Origin of the sequence: Prochlorococcus marinus str. MIT 9107 (assembly GCF_000759855.1) — a bacterium.
GTDB lineage: Bacteria > Cyanobacteriota > Cyanobacteriia > PCC-6307 > Cyanobiaceae > Prochlorococcus_A > Prochlorococcus_A marinus_N.
In genome coordinates this window covers 38,459-59,082 of the sequence record NZ_JNAI01000001.1, presented here as the reverse complement: position 1 = coordinate 59,082, position 20,624 = coordinate 38,459, and the positions used below count along the sequence as shown (strand labels likewise).

Below are 20,624 nucleotides of genomic sequence, written 5' to 3'. Positions count from 1 at the left end.
TTATGAAAATGTCCATAATCTAATCAATATTATGATTTAATTTATTGTTTTCTTCTAAAGAATTTAAAACTGATTTTGCCTTTTCTATAACTTCTCTAGGAACTCCTGCTAATTTTGCTGCTTCTATACCATAGCTTTTGTTTGAGCCTCCTTTTGCAATCTTATGACTAAAAATTAGCTGATCGTTATTTTGCTCTACTAAAACTTGAAAATTTACAATATTCTTATTTGAATTTTTTAAAAAATTCAATTCATGATAGTGAGTAGCAAAAATTGTGTTGCATTTAATTTTTTTTGCAAGATATTCACTTACCGACCAAGCTATTGAAAGGCCATCAAAAGTAGATGTCCCTCTACCTATCTCATCAAGTAAAACTAGTGAGCTGGAAGTTGCCTGATTTAGAATTGATGCAGTTTCAGACATTTCTACCATAAATGTTGATTGGCCAGATGATTGATCATCAACTGCCCCAATCCTTGTAAAAATCCTATCTGAAATCTTGATTTCAGCATTATTAGCAGGAACAAAGCTACCAATTTGTGCAAGAATTTGGATTAAACCAATTTGTCTTATAAAGCAACTTTTTCCGCTTGCATTGGGACCGGTTAATATAATTAATTTTTGATTATCATCAAAAGAAATATCATTCGCTATAAACTTTTTATCATTTAACAATTGCTCAACTATTGGATTTCTTCCTGCCTTAATTGTTGTACTATTTTTTGTCAATGAATCATTTATTGGTATTAATGAAGGTTTTATAAAATTGTTTTCTACCGAAGTAATTGATAAACCAAGCAATGCATCAAGAGATGCTATGGATTTTGAGATTGATCTTATTTGTTTTGTTTTTTCAGCAACAATATTTCTTAATTCGCAGAAAATTTCATATTCTCTTGATGAAGCTCTACTTTTTATTTGGAAAATCTTATTTTCTTTATTTTTAATTTCTGAAGTGATATACCTTTCTTCATTAGTAAGTGTTTGCCTTTTGATCCAATGTTGTGGAGCTAAATTAACTTTTGACTTATTTATAGATATGTAGTACCCAAAATTTTTGTGAAATTGAATTTTTAGATTCGAAATTTTGCTAATTTTCCTTTCTTTTAATTCCTCTTTATTTAGCCATTCAGAGTAATCATCCATTAAATTGCGTAAACCATCTAATATATTGTCAACACCATCGTGGATCATGCCTCCTTCACTTATGTTTAGAGGAGGATTCTCTATTAGTTTAAAACTTATAGTATCAGCTAATTCTAAGAGTCCTTCATCAATATTTTTTAATTGATCAGTCCAATCTGGTAGATCATATTTAAATAATTCAATAATTGATTTTAGCCTTGGTAATTTTTTTAAACTTTCAGCTATTGCAATTAAGTCTCTAGGACTCGCATGACCTGCACAAGCTCTACCTGCAAGCCTTTCTAAATCGCCCATTGCTCTAAGCAAATTTTGGGTATCTATACGTAATTGTTTAGATTCAAGAAAGTTTGTAATTATATTTTGTCTTTTATAAATTTCATTAACGTTTAATAGTGGTGAATCTAGCCACCTTCTTAAACACCTTGCACCCATGCAAGTATAAGTCCTATCAATACTCCACAGTAGCGAACCTACATAATTATTTTCTCGTTGTGTATTTTTGATTTCTAAGTTTTTTTGAGTTTGATAATCAATAATTAATTTGTTGTGACCAAATTGAATTTGTGGGAAGTCTAATGAGATTTTCACAGAAGAATCTTTATCTAAATTTGAAGGATTAATTTTTTCTAAATAATTTAATAAACCCCCAAGCGATTTAGTTGCATTGTTTAAATTTTTAAGCCCTATTCCCTCTAGAGTTGCAATTTGGAAATATTTTTTTATTAGATAATTTGCTTCATTAATGCCAAAATTAGTCTCTTGAGAAACAGTATAAGTAATTTGACTATTTCCTTTAATTAATAAATTCCTTACTTCATTGCTGCCCACAATGATTTCTGAAGAATCTAATTTAATAATTTCATCAAATAGTTTTGACAGAGATTGTCCTTCTAAAGTTATTAATTCTCCTGTGCTTACATCAGCTTTTGATATACCCCATTCATAAGATTCATCTGAGTTTTCTTCTGATAAGTAAATAGCAGTAATCCAATTATTTTTCTTTGCTATCAACATCCCCTCTTCAATTACAGTTCCAGGAGTAATGATTCTTGTTATTCCTCTTTTAATTGGAGTCCCGTAATTGCCAGAACTTTTTTCTAATTGGTCGCATATAACTACAGAATAATTTTTTTTAATTAAATCAGCACAGTACCTCTCCATTGCATGATAAGGAACCCCTGCCATGGGGATTTTACCAATCTCTTTGCCAGCATCTTTACTGGTCAGTGTTATTTCTAAAAGGTTAGATATTAATACAGCGTCCTCAAAAAAACATTCAAAAAAATCTCCTAATCTATAAAGCAATAACCTATCTTTATTTTCCTCTTTTAGAGTTACATAGTGCTTCATTACAGGAGTTAATTTCAGTTTTGAGACTGTTTTGTAACTATAAGATTCTTCATTAATGCAAACATTTTTGTTATTTGAAATTAAATTAGTCTTGAATTTACTTGTTAAATTAGTTGAATTTTTTCTTTGTCTGGGTCTTTTTTGCGATTCTTTTTTTAAATCTTCCCAAGATAAATCTTCTGGAATTTGTGTTATTTCTTTTTGCTCATTATTTTCATTTTCAATAGCAAATAAATTCTTTTGAATTATCGTATCTTCTTGCATACTTTTTTAATTCCTAAATAGATATTAGGTAGAATTTTTTTTTTTGCATCTTACAAGTCACTACGAGTATGTAAACTTTTACCAAAAAAAGCATTTTCATGAGAATATAATACCCATAAATGTAAATTTTTAATTATGCAGGCTGTTAACTTTTTCTTTATAAATGCTCTTTTGTTCGCATCTTTAATTCTTGTGGTGGGTGTACCTTATTTGTATGCAACTCAAACCGATCCTTCTGATCGTCGTAATCCAGAAATCAAAAAAGTAGAAATTATTGGTGGAGTTTGGTTCCATCTAGTTCTAATTAATGGTGTTATTGCAGGTTTGGTTTGAATTTAATACCTTTTCGTGAGAGTCTATATAATATATCGAAGTAAAATTTAATGGCTATTTTTGAGGGGTCTTTTACTAATGCATCTACTTTAAAAGTAGGCATTGTAATAGCAAGATTTAATGATTTAATTACAAATAAAATACTTTCTGGTTGCCTTGATTGTCTAAAAAGACATGGTTTAGATACTTCTGAATTAAGCAATCAAGTAGATATAGTTTGGGTTCCTGGTTCATTCGAATTACCAATCGCAGCTAAAACCCTCATGAAAAAAAAGAGTTATGACGTTGTAATTGCTCTTGGGGCTGTGATCCGTGGTGAAACTTCCCACTATGATGTAGTTATATCTGAGGCTAGCAAAGGTATTTCACAAGTTTCAAATGAAAATAATGTTCCAATTATTTTTGGAGTTTTAACTACTGATACTATGCAGCAGGCTCTAGAAAGAGCAGGGATTAAAAACAATCTTGGTTGGAATTATGCTTTACAAGCAATTGAGATGGGATCCTTAATTAAAAATTTAAATTAATTGAAAAAATTTAATTATTTCTATCATTGATCCCTTCTTTGATATAAAATGTCAATAATCTGCGGATGTAGCTCAGTGGTAGAGCATCTCCTTGCCAAGGAGAATGTCGAGAGTTCGAATCTCTTCATCCGCTTTTAATGTTTGTATCTTTTAAAGTAAAAATAATTATAAATTTGTAATGTCAAGAGTAATTTCTATAGATGATTTAAGAGAATTATTTACTAAACCTTATGGTGCATCTGCACCAACAAAGCAAAAATGGGCTGAATTTTATAATGATAATGTTATTTTTATTGACCCAACGCAGGAAACAGAGGGTTTAGATTCTTATATCAAAGCTCAAGAAAAGCTAGTTAAAAGATGTGATGATGTCTTTTTAGAAACTCATGCGATCTCCATAAGTGGAAATTGTGGATTTGTTGAATGGACAATGGTTTTAAAAATTATGGGTAAAGAATTTATTTATCCTGGAACTACTCGTTTATTATTTAGTAAAAATGGCTTAATAAAAGAGCACAGAGATTATTTTGATTTTTGTGGACCAACTTTTGGACCAGTTCCTATTTTAGGTTCTTTTATAAGGTGGCTTTATAGTAAGTTTGTTTCTTGATTTTATTGATAAATTGAGTATCTTAATTATTTGAGTTTTTTAAATAAAAAGTTCTTTAGATTTCACGAATTAATAAATTTTGAGAAGTAACTTCTTTAAAGTCCAATTGAGAATAAAATAATTTTTTATTCGTCGTCATTAAATATAACTTCTTTGTATTTTTAACTTTTTTAGAGGATAAAAGATTGTTTACAATTAATTTGCCAAACCCTTTCCCTTGGTGATTCTGATCGATAACAATATCCCAAAGCACCCCGCGGTAAATCCCATCGGTTAAAGCTCTACCAAAACCAACTATTTCTTTCCCAACCCAAAGACTTATTACAACGTCACTGTTTGCAAGAGATTTTTTTAGATCGTTAATTGTTCTATTTTTTGCCCAGAAAGTATTAGTATCTAATAATTTTTGAAGCTTACTTAATCCATTTGTCGGTCTTAGATTAGGACCTAATCCAAATAACCTTAATCCTAAAGCTCCTTTGGAATGCTGGATTAGAGATATTTCTTTCATTTTTTATAAAGGTTTTAGAAAAGTACAGATAACTAGGTAATCTTTGTAATTTCAATCTAAATACCTTAGTCGATCATTTATAAAAAATAAAGAGATAGAAGTTTTCTTCATTCTGTTGTAACGCACTAATTTATAATGTTTGTAATAAGATAAATTTTTGGACTGTTACTTATGCTAAAACTTTTGTTAGGAGATCCGAATACACGAAAGTTAAAGCGCTATCAACCAATAGTTGAAGAGATAAATTTTTTAGAAGAGGAGATTTCTAAATTGACTGATGATGAGTTAAGAAGAGAGACTCATAATCTTAAATCAAAGATCTCATCAGAATTAGATCTTAAGAAACAAAAGGAACTCTTAGATGAATCTCTTCCTAAAGCCTTTGCAATCGTTAGAGAAGCAAGTAAACGTGTCCTTGATATGAGACATTTTGATGTTCAGTTAATTGGTGGGATGGTTTTACATGAGTGTCAAATTTCTGAGATGAAGACCGGAGAGGGAAAAACTCTTGTAGCTACATTACCTTGTTATTTAAATGCTCTTACTGGAAAAGGTGTTCACGTTGTTACTGTAAATGATTATTTAGCTAGAAGAGATGCAGAGTGGATGGGACAAGTTCATCGTTTCTTAGGTATTTCAGTTGGCTTGATTCAGCAAGATATGAGTCCAGTTGAGAGAAAGAAAAATTATGATTGTGATATAACTTATGCCACTAATTCCGAATTAGGATTTGACTATTTGAGAGATAATATGGCTACTGATATAAATGAGGTAGTGCAAAGAAAATTTAATTACTGTGTGATTGACGAGGTTGATTCAATATTAATTGATGAAGCTAGAACGCCTTTAATTATCTCTGGTCAAATTGAAAGACCACAGGAAAAATATCAAAAAGCTGCAGAATTATCTCTGACTTTAGTTAAAGCAAAAGAATTAAGTAAAGATGGTATTGATCCAGAAGGTGATTATGAAGTTGATGAAAAGCAGAGAAGTTGTATATTAACTGATCAGGGTTTCGCTAAGTGTGAAGAGTATTTGAGAGTTAATGATTTATATAATCCCAAAGATCCTTGGGCGCACTATATAACCAACGCTTTAAAAGCCAAAGAATTATTTATTAAAGATGTAAATTACATAATTAAAAATGATGAGGCTGTTATTGTGGATGAATTTACTGGCAGGGTTATGCCAGGAAGGCGTTGGAGTGACGGACAGCATCAGGCAATAGAAGCAAAAGAGAGTCTTAAAATTCAGCCTGAGACTCAAACATTAGCATCCATTACTTATCAGAATTTTTTCCTCTTATATCCTGGTCTAGCAGGAATGACAGGAACTGCAAAAACTGAGGAGGTTGAATTTGAAAAAACTTATAAATTAGAATCAACAGTTATACCAACAAATCAAATACGAAAGAGACAAGATTGGCCTGATCAAGTATTCAAAACAGAGATTGGCAAATGGAAAGCCGTTGCTAAAGAAACTGCACAAATCCATAGAGATGGCAGACCTGTTTTAGTTGGTACAACAAGTGTTGAAAAAAGTGAGTTATTAAGTTCACTTTTATCTGAAGAAAGAATCCCACATAATTTGTTAAATGCTAAACCAGAGAACGTAGAACGTGAGGCGGAAATTGTTGCCCAGGCAGGAAGAGCGGGGGCTGTTACTATCGCGACTAATATGGCTGGAAGGGGTACAGATATAATTCTTGGCGGTAATAGTGACTATATGGCAAGACTTAAATTAAAAGAAATTTTAATTCCTTTGCTAGTAAAGCCTGCTAATGAGCATAAACCACCAATCCCTAAACAAAGAAATTCAAAAACTAAGGCTGGTTTTTCTTCAAAGCTCGGATCAAATTTGAAAAAGAATATTCCAAATTCTTCAACTAGTCTTTTCCCTTGCAACCTCGATGAAGAAATTGAAAAGAAACTCTCTCTTTTATCTGATGAACTTGTTAAGAATTGGGGAGAAAGACAACTCTCTGTCTTGGAGCTAGATGACAGAATAGCTACAGCTGCAGAAAAAGCACCAACCGAGGATAATTTGATAAAGCGTTTGAGAGAATCTTTATCAGATGTAAAAAAAGAATATGAAAAAGTTTTGATTCATGAAGAAGCAAAAGTAAGAGAGGCTGGCGGTTTACATGTTATTGGTACTGAGAGACATGAATCAAGAAGAGTGGATAATCAACTTAGAGGTAGATCAGGAAGACAAGGTGATCTTGGAAGCACCAGATTCTTTTTATCCTTAGAAGATAATTTATTAAGGATTTTTGGAGGTGACAGAGTGGCAAATCTAATGAATGCATTTAGGGTTGATGAAGATATGCCTATCGAGTCAGGAATGCTTACTAGGTCTCTGGAAAGTGCTCAAAAGAAAGTTGAAACCTACTATTACGATATTAGAAAACAAGTATTTGAATATGACGAGGTAATGAACAATCAAAGAAAAGCAGTTTATGGCGAAAGAATAAGAGTCTTGCAAGGAATTGATTTAAAGAGACAAGTAATAGGATATGGAGAAAGAACAATGTCTGAAATTGTAGAGGCTTATATTAATCCTGATCTTCCTCCGGAAGAATGGAATATTGATCAATTAATTTCTAAAGTCAAAGAATTTATTTATTTATTAGACGACCTTAAAGCAGATGATGTCAATTTACTGTCAATAGAAGAATTAAAGAATTATCTTCAAGAGCAGTTGAGAATTGCTTATGATTTAAAAGAATCGCAAATAGAAAAGATTCGTCCAGGATTAATGAGAGAAGCTGAAAGATTTTTTATTTTGCAGCAAATTGATAATTTATGGCGTGAACATCTTCAATCCATGGATTCCTTGAGGGAATCTGTTGGATTGCGAGGTTATGGGCAAAAAGATCCTTTAATAGAATATAAAAACGAAGGATATGATATGTTCCTTGAAATGATGACTAATATGAGACGCAATGTTATTTATTCAATGTTTATGTTTGAACCTAAAATTGAAGTGGATGATAAAAATTAAAGCAAGATTTAATCATCTCCAAGAAATTCTATAATTTCTTTGTCTTTGAGGTTTTGCGCCTCTCCTAGTTTGGAAATATCAATAGATTCTGAGTTGGCTAGGCATTGAAGAGTTTTTTGTAATTTTAGAATTTCATTTTCAAGTAAGTCTATTCTATCCATTAAATTTTTTATCACATTAGCTTCTGCATCTGGTAAAGCTGAGTGAGCTAATGGATTTACTTTAACCCCACTTTGATGTACTACTCTGCCAGGAATTCCAACCACAGTACTGTTCCCTTCTACATTACGTACAACAACTGAACCAGCACCAATACGGGTATTAGATCCTACTGTGATGGATCCAAGAACTTTAGCCCCTGCTCCAACTACAACATTTTCCATTAAGGTTGGGTGTCTTTTCCCATTGCTTTTACCAGTGCCTCCTAATGTCACTCCCTGATAAAGCAGACAATTATTGCCTATCTCAGCTGTTTCTCCAATTACAACTCCCATTCCATGATCAATGAAAACCCTTTTACCAATTTTGGCTCCAGGATGGATTTCAATGCCTGTAACTAGCCTATTGAAATGACTTAATACGCGGGGAATTAAAGGAATTTTTAATTGCCATAATTTATGGGTAAACCTATGAATAACAATTGATTGAAAGCCTGGGTAGCAAAGAAAAATTTCTAATATTCCTCTAGCAGCAGGATCTCTTTCCTTAATAATTTCTATATCGGATTTAAAAGTTCTTAGCATTATGGTCTAATTAATAACTCCTATTTCTTTCTTTAATTGACTTATAGTCTCTGTACTCAAATAATTTTTAGCGCATATTATTTGAGGTAACCTTATAAGCTGAGAACGATTTTTTAATAATGTGTTTTCCACAACTGATAGACTAGGCCCATCACAAACTATATGGCTTGCAGCCTTTAAAAGCGATAGTAATCTATTGTTATTATCTGAAATTGCTGTCATCAACATTAATTCTCCACCTCTCATGCTGTGTATGATAACTTCTGCTGCCCTTAATAAACCAGGACTAATGCTAACAATACCTACACAACTTCCAGTATTTAATTCTTTGAGAATTTTCAATTCCTTTTGAAAGTCGCTCAAGTCAACTGTAATAGCTCGCACTCCATATTGTTTGGCAACTTTTTCTAAGGGCTGTAAAAAATATCTGCTTGTGACAATAGTCCCATTATTCGAACTACTTAAAACTTTTTCTAATTCTTCCATAGGAACAACTTCTACTGGTACATTAATTGTTGGAGAAAGGTCTTCTGCTATTAGCATAGAAGCTCCTATATCTTCTCTAGGAGTGCTGACGATAATTCTTGCTCCGCATTTAATACGCCAATCAATTTCATTAGTTAAGATTTCTCTTGTTTCTTGTAAGGTACATCCAATATTTATGAAGTTATCAATAGTTTTTTTTGCTTCTTGATATGGCGTTTTACCTGGGGAAATTGTTTTTTTTAAGTCTCTTTTTGTAAGATTATCTCTTACGTAGATACCTGATCCAGCTATCGCTTCAACAACCCCGTCTATTTCAAGTTGCCTGTAAACTTTACTTATTGTATTGCGATGGAGTCCAGTTTGCATTGCTAGTTGCCTAGTACTTGGAAGCCTGTGACCAGGTGGAAAATGTCTAGCTGCTATTGCAAAGCAAATTTGATTATATAGTTGAGTCGATGCAGGTATATCACTTTCTTGATGAATATGGAATCTCACTTTAAAAAAATCCTGACAAATTAATTTTTATTTATAGTGACACTTTAACATTCGGCATAGTTTTTGGTAACAATTTTTCACTCTGCCTCTTTTTTTATAAGAGGAGTTTTTCTAGGGCTTAAAAACATAATCATGTTTCTCCCTTCTCTTTTTGGCTTCTGTTGTACTTCTGATTGCTCCTCTAAATCATTAGCCATTTTTAATAGGAGTGTTTCAGCTAAATTTGAGTGTTGAATTTCTCTACCCCTAAAAATTACAGTACATTTTACTTTATCTCCTGATTTCAAAAATTTAGTAGCTTGGCCTATTCGAACGTCATAATCATGCTTGTCAATTTTGTACCTCATTTTTACTTCTTTAACTTCTGTTTGATGAGATTTTTTTCTTGCTTCTTTTGCTTTCTTTTCTTGTTCAAATTTATATTTTCCATAGTCCATAATTCTACAAACAGGTGGATTCGCTTTTTCACTTACCAAAACCAAATCAAGTTCTCTTTGAGAGGCTACTTCTAATGCTTTTAATCTATCTATAACTCCTAATTGTTTACCATCTGAATCAACGACTCTCAGTTGAGGGTATTTTATTCTTTCATTTATATTTGGGAGCTCTCTAATAGGAGCGCGGCGGTCAAAGCGTGGGCGTGGGGGCATTCAGTTTAGTTAATAAATTGATTAGATGATGAACAAAATCTATTATTTATAAAGTTAGCCTAAAAAAGACTCTATTTTAATTATTGCATCTTTTAGCAGGTTTTTGTTATTAAGCCAAATAGGATTATTTTTATTACGAAACCATGTTTTTTGTCTTTTGGCAAATTGTATAGTTTTTGTAGTGGTTAACTCAATCGCTTTATCAATCGCTAAACGATTGTTTATGACATCCCTAGCTTCGCAGTATCCAATAGTTTTCAAAATTGGTAAATCAGAACCATATTGAGAAATCAGTTGTTTTGTCTCTTCAAGAATTCCAGATAAAAACATACTTTTTGTTCTTTGTAAAATTCTTTCTTTTAAGTTATCTCTATCTAATCCAAGCTCTAGTATTTTCCATTTCGGTGGTTTTTGAAATTGAAGAGTTGACAGAGGTTTACCTGTTACGTAAAAAACTTCTAAAGCTCTTATTGTTCTAATCTGATCAGCAAAATTAATTTTCTTTGTTGAAATTGGATCACAATTTTTTAAAAGTTCCCAACACTTTTTCTGACCAAGTTCCTCTAATTGTCCTCTTAAATTATTTTGCGGCGGGATATTTGGAAGAAACAACCCTTTTGTTATTGAGTTCATGTATAACCCGCTTCCTCCAACAAGAAAAGGTAAATTCTTCTGTTTGATTTCTGTTTTTATTGATTTTTGAGCAATTTCTTGAAATTGTTTCACATTAATTGGATTAACGGGCTCTTCAATATCTATTAAAAAATGCTTTATTTGTTTTTGTTGATTTTCAGATGGTTTGGCCGTTCCAATGTCCATAGACTTATAAATTTGTCTTGAATCGATATTATGTATACGAGTTTTGAAATATTCTGCAATTTCAATAGCTAATTCTGTCTTGCCACTTGCTGTTGGTCCAATTAAAACTATTACATGAGGTAGATAAGAAGACATATGAATTTTTGAGGATTAATATATTAGCTATATAATTAAAGTGATTAAATTTTTCATAGACTTCGAGCCTTTCTCTTATTGCGGTGGTAAGTTTAATAGTAAGACCTTTTAAAATATTTTTTAAAAGTTTAATGTTTTTTTTTTATATTAAATGAGTGCGGACAAAAGATCTAATAAAATCTCAAATGACTATGGTGCGGAACAGATTCAGGTTTTAGAAGGTTTAGAACCTGTACGTAAACGTCCTGGGATGTATATAGGTTCTACAGGCCCAAGAGGTTTGCATCATCTAGTTTATGAGGTTGTTGATAACTCAGTTGATGAGGCACTTGCAGGACATTGTGATCACATAGAAATAGTTCTTCGAGCAGATGGATCAGCTTTAATATCTGATAATGGAAGGGGAATCCCAACAGATATTCATCCAAGGACTGGGAAAAGTGCATTAGAAACTGTCCTAACTGTTCTTCATGCAGGAGGTAAATTTGGAAGTGGTGGCTATAAAGTTTCAGGCGGTTTACATGGAGTAGGAATATCTGTTGTTAATGCTTTAAGCGAATGGGTAAATGTGACTGTATATAGGGATGGCAGTGAGTTTAATCAAAGATTTGAAAAAGGGTTATCAAAGGGAGAATTGCAAGCTAAAAAGCAGTCTCAAAAACCATTTAAAAAAGGAACTACTATTTGTTTTAAACCAGATAAAATGATTTTTTCTGGAGGAATCGAATTTGAATATACTCTTCTTTCCTCTAGGTTAAGAGAACTAGCTTATCTGAATGGTGGTGTAAAAATTGTTTTTAGAGATGAGAGAACTGAATTATCCGATGGTTCTTTTAAGGAAGAAATTTATTTGTATCAAGGAGGTATTAAAGAATATGTTCAGTATATGAATTCGGAGAAGGATTCTATTCATCCTGAGATAATTTATGTTGATTCACAGAAAGAAAGCGTATATGTAGAAGCAGCTATGCAATGGTGCTCAGATGTATATTCAGATAATATTTTAGGTTTTGCAAATAATATTAGAACTATTGATGGAGGTACTCATATTGAGGGATTAAAAACTGTTTTGACAAGAACTTTCAATAATCTTGCAAAAAAGAGAGGCAAAAGAAAAGATATTGAAAAAAATTTAGCTGGCGAAAATATTCGAGAAGGCTTGACCGTAGTTTTATCGGTTAAAGTTCCAGATCCCGAATTTGAAGGACAGACAAAAACAAAATTAGGTAACACTGAAGTAAGAGGAATAGTTGATTCCCTTATTGGGGAGGCTCTTACAAAATATATGGAATTCAATCCAGGAATTTTGGATTTGATTCTTGAAAAAGCAATTCAATCATTTAATGCAGCAGAAGCTGCAAGAAGGGCTAGAGAATTAGTCAGAAGAAAAAGTGTGCTTGAAAGTTCAACTTTGCCTGGTAAATTAGCAGATTGTAGTTCTAGGGATCCTTCGGAATCAGAAATTTATATAGTTGAGGGAGATTCTGCGGGAGGTTCGGCAAAACAAGGCAGAGATAGAAATTTTCAGGCTATATTGCCTCTAAGAGGTAAAATTCTTAATATCGAAAAAACTGATGATTCTAAAATATATAAAAATACCGAAATTCAATCATTAATAACAGCTCTAGGATTAGGAATTAAGGGAGAAGAGTTTGATGTTAGTTCTTTGAGATACCACAGAGTTGTAATCATGACAGATGCTGATGTTGATGGAGCCCATATTAGAACTTTATTATTGACATTTTTTTATAGATATCAAAGAGAACTTGTTGAGAGAGGTTTTATATACATAGCTTGTCCTCCTCTTTATAAAGTTGAAAGAGGTAAAAATCATAAATATTGTTATAACGAGAATCAATTAAAGGATACAATTTTAGGTTTTGGTGAAAATGCTAATTATAATATTCAAAGATTTAAAGGATTAGGTGAAATGATGCCAAAACAGTTATGGGATACAACAATGAATCCTCAGACTAGGATGATGAAAAGGGTTGAAATTGAAGATGCACTTGAAGCTGACAGAATATTCAATATATTGATGGGAGATAAAGTTGCACCAAGAAGAGAGTTTATTGAAACTCATAGTTCTAACCTAGATCTGGCAACTTTAGATATATGATCAAAAACCTGCTAAAGAATATTTGTTTAATTATATTTGCACTAATTGGTCCCATCACCTTACCTGCTGGTGGAATTCAAAAAAGTTTAAATCAATATAAGTTTTTCAATAATTCTAAAGAAATTATTATAACCACTAATACCTCTCTTTATTCTTTTCCTCAACAAGAGGCAAAAAAACTAATGGTTCTTAACCCAGGAACTTCAATCAATATATTACGTAATTGGAAAGTAAATGAAAGAGAAATTTGGGTCAGGGTGAAAGTGGCTTCCAATAAAATATTCGAAGATCCTAATAAAATCACAAAAGGTTGGATAAAAATGTAAATTTTGGATTTTCGTTCAATAGTTATTTTGTTAGTTGGGAGTACTATTGGATTAATACTAAGAATATTTATACAAAATAATTTAAAATTAAAGATAGGTTTTGATATTCAAAATACTTCAATATTGAATATCGTAGCATCTTTTTTTTTGGGAAATTTAGTAGCTTTAAACCCCACCAATAATTACATATTATTGTTTTTCTATACTGGATTTTTAGGATGTTTTAGCACATTTTCTTCATTTATATATCAACTATTTATTCTTTTTCAGAAGAGGAAATTTAAAATTTTATTTATTCACTATTTAGAAGTAGTGTTTCTTTCTTTTCTTTTCTTTTATCTAGGTTACTTTCTGATTGAATTTTTTTAAAGTGAAAATAAAAAGTGTTATTTATATTCTTTTAGCTTGTTATCTAGCCACTTTTTTAAGGATATTTATAGCTAATAACTTTGTTATTTCAATTCTAGGATCATTTTGCGTTGGTTTTATTACTAGTAAGAAATTAAGTTTCTCAAGCAAAAAAATTTTACTAAGCGGTTTTTTTTCTTGCTTTACATCTTTTAGCGGATTTATATATTTTTTGTATGAAATTCTTAATCAAAAGGATTGGCTAAAATTTATAATATTTTTTAATTTAATAATCATTGTAAATCTATTCACAATGTATTTGGGGTTCTGGATAAGTAGAAAAATTACTTAGATTTCATATAATGGTGTTGGTACTTTGAATAGGGATTATATTTTATGAATGAAAATAATCTTGAACCGGTTACATCATTATCTTCAGACTTAAGTGAACGAGAAAATATTACTATTCAATTAGAAGAATTGCTCGTCGCAGGTAATTATGATGAAGCAAAGTTACTTTTAGAACCTTCCCAACCTGTTGATATTGCAGATGCTATTGGAAGTCTTCCTTTAATATTGCAGGCATTGGCATTTCGATTGTTAAAGAAAAATGAGGCAATTGAAGTTTATGAATATTTAGATCCAATAGTTCAGCAAACTTTATTAGACAGACTTCGTTCAGGAGAAGTTTTAGAAATCGTTGAGAAAATGTCTCCTGATGACAGGGTTCAACTCTTTGACGAATTACCTGCAAAAGTTGTACGAAAATTTTTGTCTGCTCTTAGTCCTGGAGAAAGGAAAGTAACAGCTGAATTGCTTGGATATGAGCCTGAAACTGCTGGAAGATTAATGACGACTGAATTCATAGACCTTAAAGAGATGCAAACAGCAGCTGAGGCTCTTTCTTTAGTCAGGAAAAGAGCTCCATTTACAGAAACAATCTACAGTTTATATGTTACGGATAAAGAAAGACATTTAACGGGCATTCTATCTTTGAGAGACCTTGTAACTGCCGATCCCTCTAAGCCAATTGGAAATGTTATGACAAGAGATGTAGTTAATATTTCTACGAATACTAATCAAGAAGAGGTCGCAAGAGCAATACAAAGATATGATTTTTTAGCCCTACCAGTTGTTGATAAAGAAAAAAGACTCGTTGGGATAGTAACTGTCGATGATCTAATTGACGTCATAGAGCAAGAAGCAACAAGAGATATTTATGCAGCTGGGGCAGTTCAACCTGGAGATGAAGATGATTATTTTCAAAGTAGTTTGTTTACCATCGCTCGACGAAGAATTTTGTGGCTGTTAATTTTAGTGTTAGCAAATGGTTTGACGACAAAGGTTATAGCAATGAATGATCAAATTTTAAAAGAAATAGTTTTACTAGCTGCATTTATTCCGTTGCTGATAGGTACTGGGGGGAATGTTGGCGCTCAAAGTTCAACAGTTGTAATAAGAGGTTTAAGTACTCAAAAATTGAAGTCTCTTGGTGCAATTAAGGCAGTAGTTAAGGAGGCAATAACAGGCGCTATTTTGGGTGTTTTGATGATGCTAGTAGTATTCCCCTTTGCTTGGTGGCAGGGGGAAGGTCCTTTAATAGCCTCTGCGGTAGGAATAAGTTTAATATGCATAACTACTTTGGCTGCCACTACAGGTGCTCTTTTACCTTTGTTGTTTGACAGAATGAAATTAGACCCAGCTTTAATGTCTTCCCCTTTCATAACAACTGTTACTGACATTGCAGGTGTTTTTATTTATCTAAGTACAGCAAAATGGTTATTAAGCTCTTCATTGAGCTAAATTCACTAGGTATTTATTCTCATTTTTGTAAAAATGTGGATTTTTTTGTTTAACTTTACATTTCTTAATGGTATTGTTTACAGAACAACTTTTAATTTTCATGCCTTCTGAAACATTAAGTGAGAATAAATTAGCGACAATATCGACTTTAAAGGCTAGTAATGATGTCGACCTTGTTAGATCATATTTGAGGGACATAGGTAGAGTTCCATTACTATCGCATGAGCAAGAAATTACCCTTGGTAGGCAGGTGCAAGAGTATATGCAAGTCGAAAGAGCAGAATTAGAGATTATTGATTTAACAGGTGATAAGCCAAGTATTGAAGAATTATCAAGTAAGTTAAATTTATCTGCTGCCACAATAAAGAAAAGATTGAGGGCTGGACAAAGGGCTAAAGAAAGAATGGTTGCAGCTAATTTAAGGTTAGTAGTAAGTGTTGCAAAAAAATATACAAAAAGAAATATGGAATTATTAGATTTAATCCAGGAGGGAACAATAGGTCTGGTAAGGGGAGTAGAAAAATTTGATCCAGCCAGAGGTTATAAGTTTTCAACTTATGCATACTGGTGGATTAGACAAGGTATTACTAGAGCAATTGCTGAAAAAAGTAGGGCAATAAGACTACCAATTCACATAACTGAAATGCTGAATAAGTTGAAAAAAGGTCAAAGAGAGCTGAGTCAAGAAATGTCTAGAACTCCAACAGTTAGTGAACTGGCGAAATACGTAGAGCTTCCTGAAGAAGATGTTAAAGATTTGATGTGTAAAGCTGGGCAGCCAGTTAGTCTTGAAACAAAAGTCGGTGATGGCGAAGACACCGTTTTATTAGATTTACTAGCAGGCGGCGAGGATTTGCCAGATGAACAAATTGAGATGGATTGTATGAGAGGCGATCTTCATTCTCTTTTGCATCAATTACCAGACCTGCAATGTAGAGTTTTAAGAATGAGATACGGTATGGATGGTGACGAGCCAATGTCTCTAACAGGTATAGGAAGGGTGCTAGGAATAAGTAGAGATAGAGTTAGAAACCTGGAACGAGATGGTTTAAGAGGTTTAAGAAGACTTAGTGATAATGTGGAAGCTTATTTTGTTTCCTGAAGAAATTCACATATTAACTTATTTGTTTTTTCAGGCTCTTCATCATGAGGACAATGTCCAGCACCTTCGATAATATCTAATCTTTTAATATTTCTGAATTTTTTCTTCCACTCTTTTGCTTCACTTAAGGATTCCCAAGGATCTTTTTCTCCCCAAATCATTTGGATTGGAATCATAACCTTATCGAAAAGGTCTGTAGCAAGATAATCATCAAATAGGTTAATAAAGCCACGAAACGCTTCTTTAGAGTTTGTCCTTTGAGAGGGTTGATAAAGTATCTCGATTAATTCTTCATCGATATTTTTCCCTGATGGGTAAGCTTGTTTAAGTATTTTCTTTATAATTTTTGGATTAGCAGCTCTTGTAAAAAGTGTACTACTAATTATTCTTTGTCTCACTAACGTTTTTAAAACTGGCCTGAATAAATTCATTAAAATATCATTTTTTTTCAAGCGTTTATCATCCATAGTTCTTTGCGCACAATCAATCAAAATGACACCTTTACAATCATCTTTAAGAATTTCAGCAGCTTTTAATGCAATAACACCACCAATAGAGTTGCCTACTAAGTAAACAGGAGATTTTATTACCTCTGAGCAAAATGTTGATATTTGATTACTCCACAAGTCAAATGAATATTTAATTGAATTTTCTCTGTAAGGTTCGTAATTCAGTAGAGCACTAGGCTGACTGCTTTCTCCGAATCCTAGTAAGTCAATTGCATAGCAATTAGAAACTTTGCCAAGAAAATCTTGATTATGTCTCCAATGTTTTTTTGATGCCCCAAATCCATGCACTAATAAAATATTGATATTATTTTCGATAGTAGATTTTTTGGATAAAGACCATGAAATTTTCCAATCTTTCCATTTCCAAGTTTCAGATTTAGTAAAAGTCACTATTAATAGAATATTAATTAAACTTTAATTCAAAAAAAAAAATAATGTTTTTGATTAATTATTCTTAGGTAAGAAAAATGGTTTTATCTTATGGAAAAGACTAAGGTCGTATGTATTGGAGAGGCTTTAATAGACAGGATCAGGAATAAGTCAAATCAAGGATTTACAGATTTTTTGGGCGGTGCACCGGCTAATGTTGCTTGCGCATTAAAAAAATTGAAAATAGATTCAATATTTATTGGACGTTTAGGGAGTGATGATTTTGGGAAAAAATTTATCAGGCAATTTAATGAATTGGAGGTTAATTTAGATTTATTGCAATTAGATAATGTTTTTTCTACTCGCGTGGTTAATGTAGACAGAGATCACTTTGGAGATCGCTTCTTTTCAGGATTTGAACCAAGCTCTTATTCATGCTTCGCTGACGAGGCTCTGAGTAAAAAATTAATCGAGAAGAAACTTCCAAATTTGGAGAAAATTTTTTTAGAAACAAAATATTTGGTAATGGGAACAATTGTACTATCATCTCCAAAATCAGCAGAGACTATCTTTTTTCTTTTAGAACAGGCCAATAAATTTGAAGTCAAAATAATTATTGATTTAAATTGGAGAGAGGTGTTTTGGGATTATTCAAGTTTTTCATCAAAGATTAGTAAAACTGAGAGAGTTTATTTAATTAAAAATTTTTTAAATCATGCTCATGTTTTAAAACTTGCTAAGGAAGAAGCGACTCTATTTTTTGAGCATGAAAATCCTTCGCTAATATCTCAACAAATGCCAAAAAGACCAGATGTCATAATAACTGATGGAAAAAATCCTGTTGCATGGCATATCAATGGACTGCAGGGAACTACTGAAACTTCTCATTCACAAAAGATTGTCGACACTACTGGTGCCGGAGATGCTTTTCTCGCAGGATTAATTTCAAAGTTAATTTCTTCTGGCTATCCTTCAAATAAAATGGAGATAGAAGATTGTATTAAGTTCGCAAGTGTTTGCGGATTATTAACTTGTCTTGGTGAAGGCGCTATCGAGCAACAGCCAGATTATGAAAAGGTTAATAAATTTTTAGGATCCCTTATTTCATAATGCCTGCCATAATTTCTTGCGTAACTAATTTTTATTTTCCAGAAATTATCAATAAGTGGTTCTATTAATTCAGGCCATTCAATAACTAAAATGGCTTGGTTTTGTACTGCTTCTTCTTCTTCAGAAAAAAAAACTTCTTTCGCTGAGGAAATATTTTCTAACCTGTATAAATCAAGATGAATCAGCGGAATTTTTCCTGAACTATAATGATGCGACAAAGAAAATGTAGGGCTTGTAATATCCTCAGAGATAGATAACCCATTGGCAATGCCTTGCACAAATGAAGTTTTTCCTGCCCCAATTGGACCCTGTAATAAAACTATTGATTGGGGATTTAATTTTTGTGAGAGTTGTTCCCCTAAATTTAAAGTTTCTTTTAAACTCTCAATAAACACAAAATTACACAAAAATCATTTATAGTTTAATAGAAAAACATGTTGCTAGAAATGGTTATTGCAAATTCAGTTAAGACTTCTACACCCAAATTCGTAATTTCTGATATTTCCTTGTCAGATTTTGGACGTAAAGAAATTAAAATTGCCGAAACTGAAATGCCAGGATTAATGGCACTTAGAGATAAATATCAAACTGAAAAGCCACTCAAGGGAGCAAAAATAGCTGGTAGTCTACATATGACTATTCAGACAGCAGTATTAATTGAAACTCTTGTTGATCTTGGTGCAAAAGTTAAATGGGCTTCATGTAATATTTTTTCAACTCAAGATCATGCGGCTGCAGCTATTGCAGACCAAGGAATTTCTGTATATGCAAAAAAAGGTGAGACTCTTGATGAATATTGGCAATACACCCACTATATCCTTGATTGGGGTTCAGATTCACCAAATATGATTCTTGATGATGGAGGAGATGCAACTGGTTTATTAATACTCGGTAGTAAGGCAGAAAAGGATTTGTCTGTTCTAGATAACCCTAGTAATGAAGAAGAAATTGCTTTATTCAACGCTATTAAATCTAAACTGCAAGCCGATAGTAACTTTTATTCTAGAATTAAGAGTAATATTATTGGTGTCACTGAAGAAACTACTACGGGAGTTGCAAGACTTTATCAACTGCAAAAGCAAAATGCTTTGCCTTTTCCTGCTATTAACGTTAATGATTCAGTAACTAAAAGCAAATTTGATAACTTATATGGATGCCGAGAATCTTTAGTAGATAGCATAAAGCGTGCAACTGATGTGATGATTGCAGGTAAGGTTGCTTTAGTAATTGGTTTTGGTGATGTAGGTAAAGGTTCAGCGCAATCATTAAGAGGACTTGGTGCAATTGTAAAAGTTGCTGAAGTTGATCCAATTTGTGCTCTTCAAGCCGCAATGGAAGGATTTAGCGTTGTCAGGCTAGATGATGTTGTGGAAAATATAGATATATTTGTTACAGCTACTGGTAATTATCAGGTGATAACACACGAAAATCTTATCAAGATGAAGGATGAGGCCATAGTTTGTAATATTGGACATTTCGATAATGAAATTGATGTAGCTTCATTAAAAAATTATCCATGGGAAAATATTAAACCACAAGTTGATCATATAACTTTACCTAGTGGAAACAAAATTATTCTTTTAGCTGAAGGTAGATTAGTCAACTTAGGTTGTGCCACTGGACATCCAAGCTTTGTTATGAGTAATTCTTTTACTAATCAAGTATTAGCTCAAATCGAACTTTTCAATAAGTCAGAGCAATATGAGAAAGAGGTGTATGTTTTGCCCAAACATTTAGATGAAATGGTAGCAAGATTACATTTAGATAAAATTGGTGCAAAATTAACAAAATTAACCAAAGAACAGGCTGATTATATTAATGTTTCTGTTGAGGGACCTTATAAGCCAGAACTTTATAGATACTAA

The 20,624-nt window shown here is 32.3% G+C and carries 20 protein-coding genes and 1 tRNA gene; 13 read left to right on the top strand and 8 right to left on the bottom strand.

Annotated elements, in window-relative coordinates; translation table 11 throughout:
* Window positions 1-19 precede the first annotated feature (19 nt).
* The gene (gene mutS, locus EU92_RS08370; RefSeq protein ID WP_032513514.1) at window positions 20-2,761 is read right to left on the bottom strand and encodes a DNA mismatch repair protein MutS; all 2,742 of its coding nucleotides are present in this window, start codon (window positions 2,759-2,761) and stop codon (window positions 20-22) included.
* 135 nt (window positions 2,762-2,896) lie between these two features.
* Between mutS and psbZ the strand changes: the two genes are divergently transcribed.
* From psbZ to EU92_RS08390, 4 genes are all read left to right on the top strand, one after another.
* Window positions 2,897-3,094 (top strand): photosystem II reaction center protein PsbZ, encoded by a 198-nt coding sequence (psbZ, locus tag EU92_RS08375; protein WP_032513513.1) that lies wholly within the window; start codon window positions 2,897-2,899, stop codon window positions 3,092-3,094.
* Between the two features lie 50 nt (window positions 3,095-3,144).
* Entirely contained in the window at window positions 3,145-3,621 is a 477-nt protein-coding gene (ribH, locus tag EU92_RS08380; protein ID WP_025893656.1) for a 6,7-dimethyl-8-ribityllumazine synthase, read from the top strand.
* A gap of 61 nt (window positions 3,622-3,682) precedes the next feature.
* Window positions 3,683-3,754 (top strand) — tRNA-Gly (locus EU92_RS08385).
* Between the two features lie 45 nt (window positions 3,755-3,799).
* The gene (locus EU92_RS08390; RefSeq protein ID WP_032513510.1) at window positions 3,800-4,231 is read left to right on the top strand and encodes a nuclear transport factor 2 family protein; all 432 of its coding nucleotides are present in this window, start codon (window positions 3,800-3,802) and stop codon (window positions 4,229-4,231) included.
* A 55-nt stretch (window positions 4,232-4,286) separates the two neighbouring features.
* Here the strand turns inward: EU92_RS08390 and EU92_RS08395 are convergent, their stop codons facing one another.
* Window positions 4,287-4,742: a GNAT family N-acetyltransferase gene (locus EU92_RS08395; protein ID WP_032513509.1), complete on the bottom strand. Its 456-nt coding sequence runs from the start codon at window positions 4,740-4,742 to the stop codon at window positions 4,287-4,289.
* Window positions 4,743-4,913: 171 nt separating this feature from the next.
* Here EU92_RS08395 and secA point away from each other — a divergent pair, with 171 nt between their 5' ends.
* A complete protein-coding gene (secA, locus tag EU92_RS08400; RefSeq protein ID WP_032513508.1) occupies window positions 4,914-7,745 on the top strand; it encodes a preprotein translocase subunit SecA in 2,832 nt (943 codons plus the stop codon).
* A gap of 8 nt (window positions 7,746-7,753) precedes the next feature.
* On the opposite strand, the gene cysE is transcribed toward secA, so the two are convergent.
* The 4 genes from cysE to miaA all read right to left on the bottom strand — a co-directional run bounded on the left by cysE (window position 7,754) and on the right by miaA (window position 11,073).
* Window positions 7,754-8,488: a serine O-acetyltransferase gene (cysE, locus tag EU92_RS08405; RefSeq protein ID WP_032513506.1), complete on the bottom strand. Its 735-nt coding sequence runs from the start codon at window positions 8,486-8,488 to the stop codon at window positions 7,754-7,756.
* Between the two features lie 6 nt (window positions 8,489-8,494).
* Window positions 8,495-9,469 carry a GntR family transcriptional regulator gene (locus EU92_RS08410; RefSeq protein ID WP_032513505.1) on the bottom strand — a complete coding sequence of 325 codons (975 nt, stop codon included), beginning with the start codon at window positions 9,467-9,469 and terminating at the stop codon, window positions 8,495-8,497.
* Between the two features lie 77 nt (window positions 9,470-9,546).
* Window positions 9,547-10,119: a translation initiation factor IF-3 gene (infC, locus tag EU92_RS08415; RefSeq protein WP_032513503.1), complete on the bottom strand. Its 573-nt coding sequence runs from the start codon at window positions 10,117-10,119 to the stop codon at window positions 9,547-9,549.
* Between the two features lie 54 nt (window positions 10,120-10,173).
* Complete coding sequence (gene miaA, locus EU92_RS08420) at window positions 10,174-11,073, bottom strand: tRNA (adenosine(37)-N6)-dimethylallyltransferase MiaA (RefSeq protein ID WP_032513502.1); 900 nt, start codon at window positions 11,071-11,073, stop codon at window positions 10,174-10,176.
* A 151-nt stretch (window positions 11,074-11,224) separates the two neighbouring features.
* On the opposite strand from miaA, the gene gyrB reads away from it, so the two are divergent.
* The 6 genes from gyrB (at window position 11,225) to EU92_RS08445 (ending at window position 16,771) form a co-directional block, all read left to right on the top strand.
* Complete coding sequence (gene gyrB / locus EU92_RS08425; RefSeq protein ID WP_032523371.1) at window positions 11,225-13,192, top strand: DNA topoisomerase (ATP-hydrolyzing) subunit B; 1,968 nt, start codon at window positions 11,225-11,227, stop codon at window positions 13,190-13,192.
* On the top strand, window positions 13,189-13,518 hold the full coding sequence (locus EU92_RS08430; RefSeq protein WP_032513607.1) for a hypothetical protein: 330 nt from the start codon (window positions 13,189-13,191) through the stop codon (window positions 13,516-13,518). Before gyrB ends, EU92_RS08430 begins: the two co-directional genes overlap by 4 nt.
* 3 nt (window positions 13,519-13,521) lie before the next feature.
* Window positions 13,522-13,887, top strand: a complete 366-nt coding sequence (locus tag EU92_RS0108680) for a CrcB family protein (protein WP_032513606.1) — start codon at window positions 13,522-13,524, stop codon at window positions 13,885-13,887.
* 1 nt (window position 13,888) lies between these two features.
* Window positions 13,889-14,218 (top strand): CrcB family protein, encoded by a 330-nt coding sequence (locus EU92_RS08435; RefSeq protein WP_032513616.1) that lies wholly within the window; start codon window positions 13,889-13,891, stop codon window positions 14,216-14,218.
* Between the two features lie 44 nt (window positions 14,219-14,262).
* Window positions 14,263-15,669 carry a magnesium transporter gene (mgtE, locus tag EU92_RS08440; protein WP_032513605.1) on the top strand — a complete coding sequence of 469 codons (1,407 nt, stop codon included), beginning with the start codon at window positions 14,263-14,265 and terminating at the stop codon, window positions 15,667-15,669.
* A 100-nt stretch (window positions 15,670-15,769) separates the two neighbouring features.
* Window positions 15,770-16,771, top strand: a complete 1,002-nt coding sequence (locus tag EU92_RS08445) for an RpoD/SigA family RNA polymerase sigma factor (protein WP_032513604.1) — start codon at window positions 15,770-15,772, stop codon at window positions 16,769-16,771.
* Here EU92_RS08445 and EU92_RS08450 read toward each other — a convergent pair.
* Window positions 16,756-17,670, bottom strand: a complete 915-nt coding sequence (locus EU92_RS08450; RefSeq protein WP_032513603.1) for an alpha/beta fold hydrolase — start codon at window positions 17,668-17,670, stop codon at window positions 16,756-16,758. The two genes, EU92_RS08445 and EU92_RS08450, sit on opposite strands and share 16 nt — an antisense overlap.
* A 90-nt stretch (window positions 17,671-17,760) precedes the next feature.
* Here EU92_RS08450 and EU92_RS08455 point away from each other — a divergent pair, with 90 nt between their 5' ends.
* Window positions 17,761-18,759 carry a carbohydrate kinase family protein gene (locus EU92_RS08455; protein ID WP_032513602.1) on the top strand — a complete coding sequence of 333 codons (999 nt, stop codon included), beginning with the start codon at window positions 17,761-17,763 and terminating at the stop codon, window positions 18,757-18,759.
* Here EU92_RS08455 and tsaE read toward each other — a convergent pair.
* Window positions 18,717-19,154, bottom strand: a complete 438-nt coding sequence (gene tsaE / locus EU92_RS0108675; RefSeq protein WP_032513600.1) for a tRNA (adenosine(37)-N6)-threonylcarbamoyltransferase complex ATPase subunit type 1 TsaE — start codon at window positions 19,152-19,154, stop codon at window positions 18,717-18,719. The genes EU92_RS08455 and tsaE overlap by 43 nt on opposite strands.
* A 51-nt stretch (window positions 19,155-19,205) precedes the next feature.
* On the opposite strand from tsaE, the gene ahcY reads away from it, so the two are divergent.
* Window positions 19,206-20,624 carry an adenosylhomocysteinase gene (gene ahcY / locus EU92_RS08460; RefSeq protein ID WP_032513615.1) on the top strand — a complete coding sequence of 473 codons (1,419 nt, stop codon included), beginning with the start codon at window positions 19,206-19,208 and terminating at the stop codon, window positions 20,622-20,624.

What these genes read in the sequence shown, in the direction of transcription:
- psbZ (WP_032513513.1), top strand. Translation starts at nt 2,897, where the DNA reads ATGCAGGCTGTTAACTTTTTCTTTATAAATGCTCTTTTGTTCGCATCT.
- miaA (WP_032513502.1), bottom strand. Translation starts at nt 11,073, where the DNA reads ATGTCTTCTTATCTACCTCATGTAATAGTTTTAATTGGACCAACAGCA.
- EU92_RS08395 (WP_032513509.1), bottom strand. Translation starts at nt 4,742, where the DNA reads ATGAAAGAAATATCTCTAATCCAGCATTCCAAAGGAGCTTTAGGATTA.
- mgtE (WP_032513605.1), top strand. Translation starts at nt 14,263, where the DNA reads ATGAATGAAAATAATCTTGAACCGGTTACATCATTATCTTCAGACTTA.
- EU92_RS08445 (WP_032513604.1), top strand. Translation starts at nt 15,770, where the DNA reads ATGCCTTCTGAAACATTAAGTGAGAATAAATTAGCGACAATATCGACT.
- ribH (WP_025893656.1), top strand. Translation starts at nt 3,145, where the DNA reads ATGGCTATTTTTGAGGGGTCTTTTACTAATGCATCTACTTTAAAAGTA.
- secA (WP_032513508.1), top strand. Translation starts at nt 4,914, where the DNA reads ATGCTAAAACTTTTGTTAGGAGATCCGAATACACGAAAGTTAAAGCGC.
- mutS (WP_032513514.1), bottom strand. Translation starts at nt 2,761, where the DNA reads ATGCAAGAAGATACGATAATTCAAAAGAATTTATTTGCTATTGAAAAT.
- ahcY (WP_032513615.1), top strand. Translation starts at nt 19,206, where the DNA reads ATGGTTATTGCAAATTCAGTTAAGACTTCTACACCCAAATTCGTAATT.
- gyrB (WP_032523371.1), top strand. Translation starts at nt 11,225, where the DNA reads ATGAGTGCGGACAAAAGATCTAATAAAATCTCAAATGACTATGGTGCG.
- EU92_RS08430 (WP_032513607.1), top strand. Translation starts at nt 13,189, where the DNA reads ATGATCAAAAACCTGCTAAAGAATATTTGTTTAATTATATTTGCACTA.
- infC (WP_032513503.1), bottom strand. Translation starts at nt 10,119, where the DNA reads ATGCCCCCACGCCCACGCTTTGACCGCCGCGCTCCTATTAGAGAGCTC.
- EU92_RS08455 (WP_032513602.1), top strand. Translation starts at nt 17,761, where the DNA reads ATGGAAAAGACTAAGGTCGTATGTATTGGAGAGGCTTTAATAGACAGG.
- EU92_RS08390 (WP_032513510.1), top strand. Translation starts at nt 3,800, where the DNA reads ATGTCAAGAGTAATTTCTATAGATGATTTAAGAGAATTATTTACTAAA.
- cysE (WP_032513506.1), bottom strand. Translation starts at nt 8,488, where the DNA reads ATGCTAAGAACTTTTAAATCCGATATAGAAATTATTAAGGAAAGAGAT.